16 protein-coding genes and 1 pseudogene are annotated in these 15,207 nt (G+C 50.6%); 3 read left to right on the top strand and 14 right to left on the bottom strand.

What is annotated here, in order from left to right; genetic code table 11:
* Nucleotides 1-83: 83 nt before the first annotated feature.
* A complete protein-coding gene (locus KBP52_RS04415) occupies nucleotides 84-422 on the bottom strand; it encodes a DUF2834 domain-containing protein (RefSeq protein WP_212622178.1) in 339 nt (112 codons plus the stop codon).
* Nucleotides 423-782: 360 nt separating this feature from the next.
* On the opposite strand from KBP52_RS04415, the pseudogene ilvA reads away from it, so the two are divergent.
* Nucleotides 783-1,778: pseudogene (ilvA, locus tag KBP52_RS04410) on the top strand (threonine ammonia-lyase, biosynthetic); the annotation flags it as partial.
* 30 nt (nucleotides 1,779-1,808) lie between these two features.
* On the opposite strand, the gene KBP52_RS04405 reads toward ilvA, so the two are convergent.
* Together KBP52_RS04405 and eco are read right to left on the bottom strand one after the other, a co-directional pair.
* A complete protein-coding gene (locus KBP52_RS04405) occupies nucleotides 1,809-2,114 on the bottom strand; it encodes an NIPSNAP family protein (protein WP_064362707.1) in 306 nt (101 codons plus the stop codon).
* 21 nt (nucleotides 2,115-2,135) lie between these two features.
* Complete coding sequence (gene eco, locus KBP52_RS04400; RefSeq protein ID WP_212622176.1) at nucleotides 2,136-2,621, bottom strand: serine protease inhibitor ecotin; 486 nt, start codon at nucleotides 2,619-2,621, stop codon at nucleotides 2,136-2,138.
* Between the two features lie 367 nt (nucleotides 2,622-2,988).
* On the opposite strand from eco, the gene KBP52_RS04395 reads away from it, so the two are divergent.
* Complete coding sequence (locus KBP52_RS04395) at nucleotides 2,989-3,258, top strand: DUF1652 domain-containing protein (RefSeq protein WP_007912157.1); 270 nt, start codon at nucleotides 2,989-2,991, stop codon at nucleotides 3,256-3,258.
* Here the strand turns inward: KBP52_RS04395 and KBP52_RS04390 are convergent.
* Both KBP52_RS04390 and KBP52_RS04385 read right to left on the bottom strand, forming a co-directional pair.
* Entirely contained in the window at nucleotides 3,255-3,653 is a 399-nt protein-coding gene (locus tag KBP52_RS04390; protein WP_212622175.1) for a hypothetical protein, read from the bottom strand. The two genes, KBP52_RS04395 and KBP52_RS04390, sit on opposite strands and share 4 nt — an antisense overlap.
* Before the next feature lie 89 nt (nucleotides 3,654-3,742).
* A complete protein-coding gene (locus KBP52_RS04385; RefSeq protein ID WP_150730144.1) occupies nucleotides 3,743-4,012 on the bottom strand; it encodes a DUF2790 domain-containing protein in 270 nt (89 codons plus the stop codon).
* A 495-nt stretch (nucleotides 4,013-4,507) separates the two neighbouring features.
* Here KBP52_RS04385 and KBP52_RS04380 point away from each other — a divergent pair, with 495 nt between their 5' ends.
* Complete coding sequence (locus KBP52_RS04380) at nucleotides 4,508-4,804, top strand: hypothetical protein (protein ID WP_007912147.1); 297 nt, start codon at nucleotides 4,508-4,510, stop codon at nucleotides 4,802-4,804.
* A 108-nt stretch (nucleotides 4,805-4,912) separates the two neighbouring features.
* On the opposite strand, the gene KBP52_RS04375 is transcribed toward KBP52_RS04380, so the two are convergent.
* From KBP52_RS04375 to KBP52_RS04340, 9 genes are read right to left on the bottom strand one after another with little or no spacing between them, the layout of a single operon-like run.
* A complete protein-coding gene (locus KBP52_RS04375; protein WP_249122255.1) occupies nucleotides 4,913-5,941 on the bottom strand; it encodes a sel1 repeat family protein in 1,029 nt (342 codons plus the stop codon).
* The gene (locus KBP52_RS30440) at nucleotides 5,887-6,240 is read right to left on the bottom strand and encodes a hypothetical protein (RefSeq protein ID WP_249122254.1); all 354 of its coding nucleotides are present in this window, start codon (nucleotides 6,238-6,240) and stop codon (nucleotides 5,887-5,889) included. The genes KBP52_RS04375 and KBP52_RS30440 overlap by 55 nt, the downstream gene beginning before the upstream one ends.
* Nucleotides 6,240-6,845, bottom strand: a complete 606-nt coding sequence (locus KBP52_RS30435) for a hypothetical protein (RefSeq protein ID WP_249122253.1) — start codon at nucleotides 6,843-6,845, stop codon at nucleotides 6,240-6,242. Before KBP52_RS30435 ends, KBP52_RS30440 begins: the two co-directional genes overlap by 1 nt.
* Before the next feature lie 17 nt (nucleotides 6,846-6,862).
* Complete coding sequence (locus KBP52_RS04365; RefSeq protein WP_186615951.1) at nucleotides 6,863-7,831, bottom strand: sel1 repeat family protein; 969 nt, start codon at nucleotides 7,829-7,831, stop codon at nucleotides 6,863-6,865.
* A 13-nt stretch (nucleotides 7,832-7,844) separates the two neighbouring features.
* A complete protein-coding gene (locus KBP52_RS04360) occupies nucleotides 7,845-8,873 on the bottom strand; it encodes a sel1 repeat family protein (RefSeq protein ID WP_249122252.1) in 1,029 nt (342 codons plus the stop codon).
* Between the two features lie 2 nt (nucleotides 8,874-8,875).
* Entirely contained in the window at nucleotides 8,876-9,907 is a 1,032-nt protein-coding gene (locus tag KBP52_RS04355; RefSeq protein WP_249122251.1) for a sel1 repeat family protein, read from the bottom strand.
* 2 nt (nucleotides 9,908-9,909) lie between these two features.
* A complete protein-coding gene (locus KBP52_RS04350; RefSeq protein WP_224796885.1) occupies nucleotides 9,910-10,974 on the bottom strand; it encodes a tetratricopeptide repeat protein in 1,065 nt (354 codons plus the stop codon).
* Nucleotides 10,920-11,894, bottom strand: coding sequence for a sel1 repeat family protein (locus KBP52_RS04345; protein WP_150706583.1), 975 nt, complete (start codon nucleotides 11,892-11,894; stop codon nucleotides 10,920-10,922). Before KBP52_RS04345 ends, KBP52_RS04350 begins: the two co-directional genes overlap by 55 nt.
* A gap of 14 nt (nucleotides 11,895-11,908) precedes the next feature.
* Nucleotides 11,909-15,193 carry a hypothetical protein gene (locus tag KBP52_RS04340; RefSeq protein WP_249122250.1) on the bottom strand — a complete coding sequence of 1,095 codons (3,285 nt, stop codon included), beginning with the start codon at nucleotides 15,191-15,193 and terminating at the stop codon, nucleotides 11,909-11,911.
* Nucleotides 15,194-15,207: the final 14 nt, after the last annotated feature.

Raw genomic sequence — 15,207 nt, 5'->3', positions numbered from 1 at the left:
CGATAGCGGAGTGTCAGTCACCTCATTTTTGGCTGACACTCCGCTATCGCGAGCAGGCTCACTCCTACAGGGGTTTCAGGTGTTCATACTATCTGATTGCACTTTTCCACCAATTTCCGGCGTTCGCGAACCCCGCGCACCACCAGATACAACAACGGCCCAACCGATACGAAAACCGCCGTCAACAACAAATACGGCAGCACCGACCAAACCGACTGCCCACGCGACCGGGCATCCTTGACCATCCAGATACCCGCCAGCGTGGCCAGCAGATACAGATCAATCACCACCTGCGCAGTATCGGGCCGCGACATCAGGCTGATGCCGAAGTCGATCAATGACTGTTCAGCCTGGAGCATCACCGAAACGGTGTAACCGCTAAAAGCGAGCAGAGCCGTGAGGGGCAGGGCGATAGCCATCATGCATTCCTTCCTTGGTGTGATGAGAGAGTCGCCAGACTAACGCCGCCGGCAAAAATTGGCCATTGACTTGCCAGTAGCGCGCAGGCTAATTTCCAGCCCATGACTTCGACTGTATCGCGCTGCCAGCCAATGATTATTACCGCCATTCCTCATTTGGCGGGCTAGCTCACGACTGCAGCACCCAACCCGCCCTAGAGGCGGGTTTTTACTTTCTGTCTCCGGGGTTTTTGAAATGTGGCTCATGTAGGAGCTGCCGAAGGCTGCGATCTTTTGATCTTGTTTTTGATTTAGAAAAACCAAAGTCAAAAGTTCGCAGCCTCCGGCAACTCCTACAGGGACCGTGTGAATTCTGCCAAGGAGATGTTCATGAGCTACACATACGATCAGCAAACCCTGCTTGAGCACTACGTGAAAAAGATCCTCGCCGCGCCGGTGTACGACCTCGCGGTGCGCACGCCTTTGCAAGCGGCGCCGGCGCTGTCGGATGCGCTGGGCAACCGGATTCTGCTCAAGCGTGAAGACCTGCAACCGACGTTCTCCTTCAAGATCCGTGGCGCCTACAACAAACTGGTGCAACTCAGTGACGAGCAAAAGGCGCGCGGGGTAATCACCGCATCGGCCGGCAATCACGCGCAAGGCGTGGCGCTGGCAGCTCGCGAGCTAGGGATTGCGGCGACCATTGTCATGCCGGCGACAACGCCGGAACTGAAAGTGCTGGGTGTGCGCAGTCGCGGCGCTGAAGCGTTGCTGCACGGCGAGAGTTTCCCGTTCGCACTGGCCCATGCGCTGCAACTGGCGGAACAGAGCGGGCGCACCTTCGTGTCTCCGTTCGATGACCCGGAGGTGATCGCGGGGCAGGGCACCGTGGCAATGGAAATCCTCCGCCAGCATCAAGGTACCCTGGATGCGATCTTCATCCCGGTGGGCGGCGGTGGTCTGATCGCCGGCATCGCGGCGTACGTCAAATACCTGCGCCCGGAAGTGCGGATCATCGGCGTTGAATCGGAACATTCAGCGTGTCTGAAGGCCGCGCTGGAAGCCGATCAGCGTGTCGTGCTGCCCAATGTGGGGACGTTCGCCGATGGTGTGGCAGTAGCGCAGATCGGTGCGTTCGGGTTTGAGGTTTGCCGTTTCTGCGTCGACGAAGTGATCACCGTCAGCAATGACGACCTCTGCGCAGCGATCAAGAATATCTACGACGATACCCGCTCGATCACCGAACCGTCCGGCGCCTTGGCCGTGGCGGGAATCAAGCAATACGTAGCGCAAACCGGGGTGCGCGAGCAGACATTCGTGGCAATCGACTCGGGCGCCAATATCAACTTTGACAGCCTGCGTCACGTCGCCGAGCGCGCCGCGGTGTACGGCGTCTCGGCGTGAAGCGGTTTACGGCAGCAAAGGGCGCAGGAAGCTGCGCTCGTAGCTGACGATGAACTTCTTCTCGACCAGACTGGCCACCAGTGCGGTGCTTTCCGGATCGGTCATCGCGATGTGCCGATAGCTTTCGTAATCCGCCAGTGACGGAAAACTGAACAGGCAATAAGCGATGTTGCTCGCGCCCTCGGACGGCAAAAAGTAGCCGTGATGAGTGCCGCCCAAGCGCTCGACGATGCCGAGCCAGGCCTTGGCATAGGCCTCGAACTCGGGCAATTGGTAGGGATCAATGACATATCGGACGTGGCAGGTAATCAAACGACGCACTCCTTGTTCGGGTTATTCCTGCAGGGCGGTACCGACTTTGTCCGAGGCCGACCAGATGCGATAGCGCACTTCGACGTCCGACGGCGCGTATATCACGACCGGCAACTTGCTGTTGTACCGCAGCATGAAACCGTCACCGACGACCGGCACGAACGCGCGCTTCTTCTGGCTGCCGGGCGGGCAGGCCATCATCGTGCTCATCGGCCCAATGACTTTTTCCAGGCGATAGAACGGATAACCCCAACCTTCAAGATTCTTCTCATCGAGAACACCGCCCAAACGCTGGCGGTTGCAATCCACTTCCAGAGTTTTGCCGGCGAGGATTTCCACCTGGAAGTTCTCTTCCTGCTCTTGCTTGGGCAAGTGAATGACCTGGCGGGTGAACCCGGCTTCAGCCTTCGGGTACGGCGCGACGTCTTCAAGTTTGGCGGCGTGGGCGAGGGTGGACAGGCTGGCGATGAACAGCCCGGTGGTCGCGTAAACGCGGAAAGAACCCATGGAAGCCTCCGTGCGGGTGTAGGGTGGATAACGGGCATTCTTACCGTCATGGGCCGTGATTGCAAACCAGCGTCGAGTTGCAAATTGCAGTACCCGCCGAGGCCATTCTTGCAATTTGCAAGTAGCCAAATACTGGCGCCGCCGCCAAGTGCTTGATTTCATGAGGGTGAAAATGAACCGATGAAAGGCACGCTTTATGCGTCTTTTCAGTGCGGCGCACCGGCCTTGGGCGCCTACACTCCAATGGGCATTTCGCAGTACCACCGCTTGTCGCACCAGGGAAACAGCGGGGACACACCCGTGCAGGGGCAGCAACGGTCAGCGTGAATACTTGATTGGCATCTCACAGTAAGGAGAGGGTTTCGCCATGTTTCTGTCTGCGTTGGAACTACGCAATATCATTGAAAGCAGTTTTCTGCCGAAACGCTGCCAGTGCACGCTGTCGCCGGACTTGTCGATGACCGTCAAGGTTTTCGGCGATCACCAGACCGATCAAGTCGATCTGCTGGTCAGTGGCATCGACGCCAGCCACCTCAATGGCTGTCGTGAAATCAACGAACTGATCGCCGGGCTGCGATCGGATCTGAACCAGCAAACTGTGCAACATCACTACAGCCCACGCTCCAGAGTCGTCTAACGCACCGTTTCACCCAGTTCGACCGTCACGCGCCGGGCCTGCACAAAACCAAGGCCCAGCGCGAACTCGACCAGCACCGCGAGCAAAATGCCGGGGCCGGCATGACCGTTGAGCCATTCCGCAAAGCCCAGCACCGCCAAACCAAAACAACCGACGATAAACCCGTTGCTCAGCGCATTGCGCCCCAGCGACGGCGGCGCATTGCGCACCAGATAAAACATCACCCCCAACGCCGCAAACAGCACCGCACTGCGCCGCGCGACAAACCCGGCAGCGTCGGAGTACTCGATGCTCCAGATCGCCAGCAGCCTCTCCGGGAAAATGCCCCAGGCCAGTGCCAGCAAAAAACACAACGAACACGTGAAGCCCGACAACGTGCGAAACGACAACTGCATGGCGAATCCTTGCGGCAGTGAGGAGGGCTCCGAGCATAACCGCCGAAACACCCCACGCCTACCGCAAACCCGCAAATCAGACGTTTCTGTCAGTTCTGGAAGTTGCACGCGTCAGACAATTTCCGGTAGCTGATTTCCTCGGGCTTACCGGCATTGTCGATGTACTTCATATCGGCCGTGACCACTTTGCACAGTTGCGTTGGCGGCTCGGTCAACGACACCACTTTGGCCACATGCAGCGGCATGCCGTACTCATACGGCACGGCTTTGGACGTGGCGGAAGTGTCATTGGCCTGTGCCAGCCCGGCAAACGCGGTGGAGGCGAGGGCGGCGGTGAGCAATAAAGGACGAATGTTCATGAAAGGACTCCCGAGTGGCGGTTCTAGCGTTCGGCGCGATTCAGCCGAACCTGCCGCACTGGGCAACAGCCAAAGCGGCTGAGGGCGTGCGGTTCAGTAGAGTTTTTGACCACGGCGTTAAGGGATGGTTAACCAAGCTGAACGCCGGCTGTCAGGGAGTGGGGTGGTTTTCTTCGGGATGTTTGGCGAATTCCTACAAAGGCTGGTGCCTTGTCTGCTTTCGGCGGCTGGAGCGGGGCGGTTATTGTCGGTTGCCGCTGCAAAATCAGTGGTTCGGGTTTGGTCACCTGAGAAAAGTTCATTGCATATGTGCCATCATTTGCATCGCTCGGATTTCACGATCCGTGAAGTGCATTGCTGTGGCGGCTGTGTGCAGGACGCCTTCGGGCGAGCTGAGTTTGAACTGTTCTCGGTTGACCAAGCCTGTACACGGCCGCCTCCCACCGTTTGGTCACGGCTATGGCGGTTACCTTCTAATACAGTTGAGTAATCAAAATGCCAATAATTAAACTGCTACAAAACCGCTATCTCCCCCTCAGCAGCAACGTCACCGAAACCCCGACCCTGCTCATCGACACCCAAGCCAACCCGAAAGACATCCTCGAAGCCGCCGTCCAGCGCATCCGCGCCGCCGCTGACCTGCTCGAAACCCTGCATTGCCTGTGCTTCAAACACGCCGACGTGCAAGACATTCCACACATCACCCATGCGCTTTACCTGCTGACGCAGGATGGCAATGATTTGCTGCAGGTGGCGCAGCAGCAGATGTTGAGTTGGAAGGCGCCGGTTTGATGGGCTAGTGAAAACGGCAGGGGTGAACAGCTGAATTTACGCGGGCTGATTCACTTGCTGCCGGTTAATGCAAGCGGGGTGTTGTGCGACTAACCGCTGGGGCTGCGGTCAATCTCCTAGTTTGTCAGGGAAAAATGAGAGGGGTGGGTGAGTGTCTTTCCACTGTTTTGCGAAAACTTTTGATTGCTCGATTTGCTCGGGTGTCATCTTCTCAGCAATTTTTTCTATCTTCCGGTCAACATAATCTTGAATGCCTCCGGCATCATTCAAGTCTTTCATTAGATAGAACATCGCATAGCCTTCGACTAGATTCAGTGGGTAGCCAATTTTATCTGGCGTATGCGAAATGTAAGCACCATAGTTGCTCATAGCATCTTGCTCGCCAGTTTCAGCTGCAATTTTTAGCCAATGATGGACAGCCTGCATGTCGCCGTCCCTGTAAAGAATTTCCAGATAGTTATTCATCGCTTTAGGGTATCCACCCTCTGACGAAAGCCTTAACCAATTTCGGACCGATTCGTCGCGTTTCCCAGGGATAAAAAAGAATCCCTTCCCCTGCCGCTTACTCACCGCCATCCAATACTGCGCAAGTGGGTAACCAGCGTTTGCTGACTTTTCAAGCCATTCGTCATTCAAAGTTATTTCATACATCAAGAATAGAGACTCAGCGTCACCGCTGTTCGCTTTTGCCAACGCTAGTTCTTTGGCATACGCAAACCACTGAGCAGGACTTTTGGAACTGGCAGGGCAGTTATCCATTATCTTGCACAAATCCGAATTTTTACGGCCTAGCTGAATCATCGCGTATATGGAACCATTCATCGCAGCCGTTTCATACCAGTGCTGTGCTTCGGGCGTCATGTATCGGTTTCGCTTTCTTAGCGCTTCGCCTAGGTAGTATTGCGATTCCACGTTTCCAGCTTGCGCTTCTTTTTCTAATACAGGAAAGGCTGCATCAAGCTTTAGCTGATTATATAAAATAATGCCTGCAGATACTTCGTGCGCTGGCTGCGACGCAAAAGTAAGTGTGGCACTTGTTAAAAATGTCGCGATAATAAAATATCTAAATGGCCTCACTGGCGTTAATATCCTAGCTTGTCCGGAAAAAATGAGAGTGGCGGGTGAGTGGTTTTCCACTCTTTAGCTATTCTTTCTGAATCTTCAATCTGTGCTGGTGTCATTTTCTCGCGAATTTCTTCACCTTTTCGCTCAACATATCTTCCGATTCCGCCAGCATCACCTAGATCTTTAAGCAATGTAAAAAGCGCATAACCTTTAACTAGATCTAGGGGGTAATCCAGTTTGTCTGGAGTGTGGGAAATATAGGCACCATAGCTGCTTACTGCCACTTGGTAACCACTGCGGGCTGCTAACTCAAGCCACTGGCGAATACTCGCTGTGTCGCCTTCTCTATGTAAAATTTCTAGGTAATCCATCATTGCTTTTGGATATCCGCCTTCCGACGAAAGCAAAAGCCATTTTTTACAGATGCATCACGTTTTCCTGGAATCAAGAAGAAACCTTCGCCCTGACGCTCGCTGACCGCCATCCAGTACTGCGCGAGCGAGTATCCCGCGTTTGCAGATTTCTCTAACCACTCACGATTAAGAGTGATTTCATACATTAGATACAAGGATTCGGGATCGCCTTCCTGCGCCTTTGGTAGAACTAATCCTTTAGCTTGTGCAAACCATTCCGCTTGGGTTTTCTTGAATGGAGGGCAGTTGCCAATCTTCTGACAAAAGTCATTTTTGTGTCGGCCCAGTTGAATCATTGCATAGATATTGTCTTTTTCTGCCGCCTTTTCATACCAATGTTGCGCTTCGGGGGCCATGTAACGGCTTTTTTTACGAATGATTTCCGCCAAATAGTATTGAGAGTCCGAGTTTCCGTCGTTGCTTTCAATTTGGAGTTGTTGAGTCGCTGCGTTAATATTGAGTTGGTTGTATAGAACTAATCCTGAAACTTTTTCAGGGGCGCTGTCTGCCGCCAGACTTGGTTCCGCCCAAGAAAAAAGAGCAATTAATAAAGGCCAAGTCAAGAATCTTGTCATTCTAATTATCTGCCTAGCTTTTCGGGGAAGAAGGAGAGCGGTGGGTGAGTGGTTTTCCATTGCTCAGCGACAGCTTTAGAACTTTCTATCTGTTTAGGTGTCATTTTGCTGCCAATTTCTTCGAGAGTATCTTGAACGAAATCTTGAATAGCGCCTCCACCATCCAGCTCTTTCAGAAGGCTAATCAGTGCATAACCTTTAACAAGATCGAGGGGATAACCAACTTGGTCGGGTGCATGGGCAATGTAAGAGCCATAGCTGCTAATTGCTTTTTGATCGCCCGTTTCAGCTGCTGCCTGAAGCCAATGGCGCACCCCATCAAGATCGCCTTTCTTATACAGGATCTCAATGTATTCCATCATTGCTTTTGGATTGCCGCCTTCAGAGGCAGCTTTCAGCCATTTGCGGATGGCCTCATCACGTTTTCCAGGTATAAGAAAAAATCCCTCACCTTGTCGATCTCCGACGGCCATCCAATATTGAGCGAGTGGATATCCTGCATTTGCAGATTTCTCTAACCACTTATGATCCAAGGTGATTTCATACATTAAATACAGAGATTCTGGATCGCCGTCATTTGCCTTCGGCAAAGTGACCTTCTTGGCTTCCACGAACCACTCGGCTTGAGTTTTTTTAGACGGTGGGCAGTTTTCCATTATTGCGCAAAGATCGTTTTTTGCTCTGCCCAACTGAATCATAGCGTAAATCGAGCCATTCATCGCCGCTGTTTCATACCATTGCTGTGCTTCAGGCGTCATATATCGGTTACGCTTTCTTAGCGCTTCGCCTAAGTAGTATTGCGACTCCACATTTCCAGATTGCGCTTCTTTTTCTAATGAGGGAAAGGCTGCGTCAAATTTTAACTGATTATATAACGCAATGCCTGCAGAAACTTCGCGCTCTGATTTTGACGCAAAAGCAGGCGTGGTACTTATTAAAAATGTTGCGACAAAGAAATACCTGAATAGCCTCACTGGCGTTAATATCCTAGCTTGTCAGGGAAGAACGAGAGAGGCGGGTGGTTGGCCTTCCACGTTTTGCGAGTTCTTTTGCTTTCCCTATCTGCTCTTTTGAAAGGTTTTTTTCCACTTCTGGCAAAACATCGTTAACATTGTTTGTTACGTTTCCACCACCATCAAGCTCTAGTAGATTTGATAGTAGCGCATATGACGTCACTGGGTCTGAGGTGAATCCGTATTTTGGTTCAACTTCGCCTATATAAGAAGCATAACCAAAAACCGCTGATACGTAGCCTGAATCTGCAGCTTTTTCATTCCAAGTTCTAAACGATGAAAAGTCGGCTTTTTCAAGCCTGGCAGCGGCAAATCCCATCATAGCTGGAGGATAGCCATTCTCTGCAGACGCTTTCATCCACTTTTCGATTTCATCTGATCTTCTGGAGGGCAGTAGGAATACTCCGCCACCTTCTTGATATTTAGTCGCTAAACGAAATTGCGCCAATGCGAAACCTTTTCCTGCAGATTTTTCTAACCATTCATCGTTCCCTGTTATTTCCCATAACAAGTACATAGACTCAGCATTTCCATGAGATGCCTGATCAGTTGCAAGCTTCTTAGCTTCATTCATCCAGCCTTCAGGCGATTGCTCAGAGGGGGAACAATTCTTCATGGTTACGCACAAGTCTTGGTCCGCTCCTCCGAGCCGGATCATAGAATAAATATTGCCTTTTTTTGCTGACTCCTCGTAAGCTTTTTGTGCTTCCTGAGTCAAGTATCTGTTGTTTTTTCTTATTGATTCACCTAGGTAGTAGAGTGCCTCATCATCGCCACCATCAGCTGCGATCTTCAAAAACTCAATCGCAGAAGTGGCTTTGTATTGATTGTAGAGTTTTATCCCCTCGCTTTTTGATTTTTGTTGTTGGGTGGATAGCTCGGAGTTTGCATGCTTGCTAAACAGCATGCATGCAAATGCCAAGCTTAGAGTCAAGATTTTGAGTGGTTCAAAGTAACTTGGTCTTGCAATTATGCTTGTTTTTAATTGTAGAGGCTGATGCAAGATTAAAAGCCTATTTTTTCAGGGAAGAAAGAAAGAGGCGGGTGAGTAGCCTTCCATTCAATCGCATATTTTTTTGCTTCCTCAATTTGAGCTGGCGTCATTTTCTCTGCTATTTGAGGTAACTTGCCATCGACATAAGCTTGAATGTTTCCACCGCCATCCAGTTCTTTAAGCAAGGATACGAGTGCGTAGCCTTTAACTAGATCTATGGTATAGCCAACCTTGTCGGGAGTATGGGATAGATACGCACCATAACTTGCAACGGCGGTTTGGTAGCCGGTTTTTGCCGCCACTTCCCACCAATATCGAACACTTTCTAAATCGTTTCGTTGGAAAAGGATCGATATATATTCAATCATCGCTGGGGGATAGCCACTTTCTGAGGCGGATTTTAGCAACTCCTCCTCAGCATTCTTCCTCTTCCAAGGAAGTAAAAATGTGCCTTCGCCCTCGGCATAACGATTGGCGAGTAACCACTGTGAAGGTGCATATCCAGCTGCCGCTGACTTCTCCAACCACTTTAACTCTGCAGTTGCATTGTACAAAATCGCCATTGCTTCGCCATCTCCACTTACGGCGCGAGGAGTTGCGGTTTTTATCAATAGGTCTAACCATTCACTCGGTTTTTTGCTTCCTGGAGGACATTGATTGATGACGGAGCAAAGATCTCCTGAAGTCGTTGCAAGTTTGAACATTGCATAGTAATCGCCCTGGGAGGCTGAAGCCTCATACCATTTTTTTTCTTCTTTATTACTATAGCGCTTCTTTTTGCGAAGTTCTTCCGCTAGGTAAAATTGGGCCTCTGCATCTCCAGCTTCCGCAGCGATACGTAACTGCATCTCAGCAGCTTTGTATTGGTTGTAGAGTTTTATCCCCTCGTTTTTTGATTTTTGTTGTTGGGTGGAGAGCTCGGAATGTGCATGTTTGCTAAACAGTATGCATGCAAACGCCAAGCTTAGAGTCAAAATTTTGAGTGGCTCAAAGTAACTTTGTCTCGCAGTTGAGCTTGGTTTTAATTGTAGAGGCTGATGCAAGATTAAAAGCCTATTTTTTCAGGGAAGAAAGACAGAGGGGGGTGTGTAGTCTTCCACTTGGTAGCAAAGTCTTCTGCTTCCTGAATCTGCGTCGGGGTCATTTTTTCTGAAATTTGTGGAAGTGTCTCCTCAACATCTGTTTGTGCTGCTCCGCCGCCGTCTAGCTCTTTCAGCAGAGAAATTAATGCATACCCTTTGATTTTATCTTCCGTAAATCCGAGTGCTTTAGGGTCGACGGCTAAAAAGTAGCCATAGTTATAGACGCCGGCCTCATATCCAATCGACGCCGCTTTTTCTACCCAATAGCGGGCTTGTTCCAGTTCGCCTTTTTCTCTATATATACCAAAAAGTTGCATCATTGCTTTAGGGTTTCCTGCTTTCGCAGAAAGTAAAAACCAATGTTCGACTATCTCTTGGCGCTTCCATGGAAGAATAAAGCCTTCTCCTTGACGATCACCAATAGCCATTCGATATTGGGCGATTGCATCTCCTGCGAGTGCTGATTTCTTTAACCACTCTCTCTCTGCGGTCAACTCATACATTATGTAAAGGGCTTCCGCATCACCGCGATCGGATTTGTCTTTCGCGATTCTCGTCGCTTCAGCCAACCATTCTTTTGGTTCTTTTTTTCCTATTGGACAATTCTTCATTGTCAAACATAGGTCATTATCGGTTCGGCCGATTCGAATCATCGAATAAAGGTCGCCTTGGGTGGCTGCCGCCTCATACCATTGAAGAGCTTCAGCATTAAGGGTTATTGTTTGTTGTCGGAGTTCTTCGGCTAAATAGAATTGTGCTTCAGTATCTCCAGCCTCAGCCGCAATGCGTAGTTCGTGCTCGGCTTTTTTATGTTGATTGAATAGCTTGATTCCTTGCAGTTTTGCTACCTGTTGTTGTGTGCTCAACTGCGCCGACGCGTAAATGGGAAATATGAACGAAGTCAAAAAGGTGAAATAACCAATACACAATTTTTTTGTAAGGCGCGTTCCTTTTGTAGAATAAAAATGTTTCGTCAAAATCCATATTTTCCGGGATAAAAGGATAGGGGAGGATGCGTATTTTTCCACTGCTGTGCAAATACCCTGGCTTCTGCTATCTGCTCAGCACTCATTTTTTCAGAAATTTCTGGCAGAACTTCATCCACGTAAGGCTGTATATTCCCACCGCCATCAAGTTCCTTCAGTAATGATGTCAGTGCGTAACCTTTTACTAGGTCAAGCGGAAAATCATATAGGGAAGGGGCATGAGCAAGGTAGGCTCCGTAGCTGCTGACGCCAGACTCGTACCCCGTTTTTGCCGCCTCTTCGATCCAATGCCGGGCTACCCCGATATCGCCACCGTTTTCATAAAGAAATGCGGAGTATTCAAGCATTCCTGCGGGGAAACCATTTTCAGCTGACGCTTTTAACCAACGTCCGACTTCTTCAGTTCGTTTCCAAGGCAGAAAAAATTTTTCACCTTCTTTGTAGCGATTTGCCAAAAGCCACTGGCCTCTGGAGAAGTTAGCTGCTGCGGATTTTTCCAGCCACTCTAATTGCCCAGACGACAGATATTTAATGTACATTGCTTCGCCATCACCATTATCTGCTTTTTGTTCACTTTCTTTGTTTAATAACTCCAGCCAGTCAGTGCGTTTTTTCGTGCCCTCAGGGCAATTGTTCATGACCTCGCATAAGTCATTATTTGATGTCGCTAGTCGTAACATTGCGTACAAATCGCCTTGCAAAGCTGCGGCTTCATACCATTTTTGAGCCTCGGCAGTAATGTATTGTTTTTGCTGTCGAAGTTCCTCTCCCAAATAATATTGCGACTCGGCATCACCCGCTTCGGCGGCAATTTTTAATTCTGCAGCCGCAGGTTTGTATTGGTTGTAGAGTACCAGGCCTCTCTCTTTTGCTTCTTTTTGTGATGAGGAAAGATCGGCATGCGCTTGGCTGCACAAAGTTATGGCAAGTAATCCTGCGAACCATTTGGATCTGATTGGCATAAATAATCTTCTGTTTAGTGTTTTGGGTCAACGTAAGTTGCTTGGCCGCTCGGCAAGAATGTATTGCCATAGTATCTTGTACGTTTGCAATATCCATCCAAGCGTCCGCCAAGGATCTCAACGTGTTTTTTGTATCGGCTGCGCATTCTGTCGTTATCAACGCTAGCTAGTCTTAAGACCGCTTCAGACATGAAATTGTCCATTCCCAGTCTGTTTTCACAATAAGTTTGCTCTGCGGCGCTGGCGGCTTTTGTCCCAAAGCGATTCATGCTCATGCACGCCTCTTCAAACTGTGCTTGTGCAAGAGGGACTGTTCCTTGTGATTCTGCTTGGCGAACAATCAGTCCAAGTATACGTTCTATAGCTTGTTGTTGAAGTAGTTGGCACTGGTCTTTTGAATATGTCTTTGTTTTTGCGCCGCTTCCGCCGTATTCCTCTATCTTAAATTCTTCAGCAGCGGAAATTAGTGTCATGAACATAGGCCCAAGCGCACCAGGGGTTGCTGCTAAGATCCATTGGTCCAGCTCAGTTTGATTACGATAGTTCATAATCGTATGAGCGATCGTCGCCCCTTTACCTCCGCCGGTTAACGCCTCATACAACGACATTACGATATCAACACCTTGCATGTAAAACATTGCAACTTCAAAGCCATTAGCACCTAGGAAGTTCAGTTTGTCGATGTACTCGGCAGCTTCATCCGTAACAAAAATCAGCGATTTATCCTGATTTTTGTGCATCTCACGGCGCAGGAGGTTAATCAGGTCAATGACGCCGTCATAACCGACTTCGAACTGGAATTCGCCGCCGGCTCCGGCACCGACAATGACGGATGCCTTGAACCGCATGATGAAGCGGCCTTCGTGCAAGGAAATACCGATGTCTGCTGATGCACCGAGGCCGTATGCGGCGGTGAAACCGGCGGTCAGTCGCGCCAGACTCGACCATTGGCTGGCTTTGGTGCTGTTGACGCTGTTGGTCATTCCTGGTGAAGGTGCGGTTCGCAATGCTGCGATTTCTTTTGGCGGCGCCCAGTTCAAGGCGCCTGTCAGTAGGATCCCTGCCTGCACTCCCGCAAAGAGGTTGAACTGGGCTTTGGCGCCGTCCTCTACCCGAACTTTTGCCGCGTTACCTTCCAGCACCGGTTCGCTTCTCGCGGTTGCAGCGGTTGCATGTGTCGTATCCGGTCGTTTTGCGTCGGTGATTTCCGGTAGGTTCAGGCCGCCTTGTACGTTTGCCCGTCCCAACTGCACGCTGGAGGAAAGGAGGAGGGTGGCGCCGGTGTATCCCCAGGCTCTAGCGCCCAGGTGGATCGAGAACCGACCTAGATTCAGGTTTTTGCGGTTTTTCTCATAGTCGAGGTAAGGGATCAGGATGTCTTGGGCCTGATCTCTGCCCGGAAGATCCATTTTCATCAATTCAACTTCGCCACGGGCGAGGTCAATGCCCAGACTCACTTCTGCCTTCGCGGAGGCTTTGAAGTTATCCGCCACACTGAATGTCGGGCCGGTTATCTTGGCGCCGGTGTGGATTGATGGCTGTGGCGGTGTGAGGCAACGCACGAGTTGAGCTTGAGGACTATTGTCGAACAGGCGCAAGGAGCTTCTGACTTCTTCCTTGAACAGCAACTGACGAAGACGAAGTCCCCAATCCTTGCGGGCTCCGGCATCCTCAAAGGTTTCGACCTTGTAGTTCTTCGATTTCAGGTAAGAGTGGAACATTTCCACATCAAACCAGCCTTTCTCATCAAACCAGTCACTCTGCTGATCTTTGATGGCGAGTGCACCTTCAAGCCGCAGCCACTCATGGAAAGGATTGTCGTCAGTGTCCGACGTTGCTTTCCCGGTGCTGTTCCCCGGAAGTTTCTGCAAGTCTTTGCTTGCCTTGGCGCCGATTTCACTCGCGTCCTTTTTCAATACCTTTGTGATGCCCTCGAGATTGAGCAGGCTCAGGTGTTTGACAGGACTGTTGGGGCTATTTAAAAGTGCTACTTCGCGCAAAGGAAAGCCTGCTTTGACCAAGCGTTCTTCCGGTTTCGGCTGAAATTGCTCGGGCTCCCACAGCAGATGTCGCAGCGGCAGGGCTGCGGCCACTGCAGCCTCTGCGTCATCGCGAAGTTGCAGGCGATCTTGCTGAATGCGCTGCCATTCTGCCCGTTCCGCCTCCACGATACCTGCAGGTGCCGCGACGTTTTGCCCGCTGGCGTCAATCCAGGCTTTATATTTCGTGCGGATCTGCTCCGTGAGCTTGATCTGGCGCTGCTCCATCTCGAGATATGCCTTGAATTTCTCGATACCTGCGCTGATGTCGCCAGTGTCAGGAATTAGCGCAAATTCCGGTAGGGCCAGCCCATAGTCGGCAACTTTCAAAATCGCATCGATATAAGCAGCAAAGTCTTTTTCGACTTTTTCGCGCTCGTTGGCGACTTCCTTTAAATAACCGCACATCCGGGCTTTACCATCAATGACGCAGTTTGTGGCGTCCAGATAGGCCTTTTTGTTTTTCTGAAGGTCTGCCTCTTTCAGAGTCGTCAACTTGCCACTCTTGGTGAGCGCAGCGCGGGCCTTCAAGTAAGTCTGCACGCGATTTCTTGCTTCGATCGCCCCTGGGGAAAACAGGTTGCCGCTTTCGTAGGTGTAGCCAGCAGTTTTTGCCTGTGCGACTGCAACCGCTTTCAGCTTTTTCCATTCGTTGTAGAGGCGCTGCAGTTTCTGCCCATCAGAGTTGGCTTCAAGCAGGCTCGCTTGCTGTTGATTGGCAAGCTCCCGATTGCGAGCGTATTCGCTTTGGTCCGGCAGTTTGTCCAGCGCTGCGGAGTTTCGAGCCTCTCGGCTGACAGCCTTCAATCGCATAGCCATCGTGGGCTGCGCGATATCGGGTTCCTGAGCCTCGATTTCGAGCATTCGGCTTTTTTGCTCGCCTTGCAGGAAATTACTCAGCTTCGGCTCCAGAAAGTATTCCAGAAGCCCCGCGGTGTTCATCCCCTTGAGTCGTTCTTCTGGAGACTTGCTGGCGCTGATATGTTGCTCGAGTTCATTCATCGCCTCTTTGATCGAGCTGGCCGCACGTTTAGGCAATAGGTAAAACATTTTTTCTTTGGTGGCGTAGATCACTTCGCCATATTCCGTCGAGCAGGCCGTCTTTACCTGGTCGAACGCGTTGGAACAACTGTCAGGCGCTTCAGGCTGGGGATCAAGTTCCAGGGCAGGCTTGCTCTCGACCGGTACCGCTGAAGTCGATGGGTTCGCAGCTGGTTTGTTGAAATCTACCTTGGGTGCTTCCGAGATATCAGTTTCCATTTCGCTTCCATTCA

It is taken from the genome of Pseudomonas sp. SCA2728.1_7 (assembly GCF_018138145.1).
Lineage (GTDB): Bacteria > Pseudomonadota > Gammaproteobacteria > Pseudomonadales > Pseudomonadaceae > Aquipseudomonas > Aquipseudomonas koreensis_A.
The sequence above is the reverse complement of the archived record's forward strand: the minus strand, read 5'-3'. Positions and strand labels throughout refer to the sequence as shown.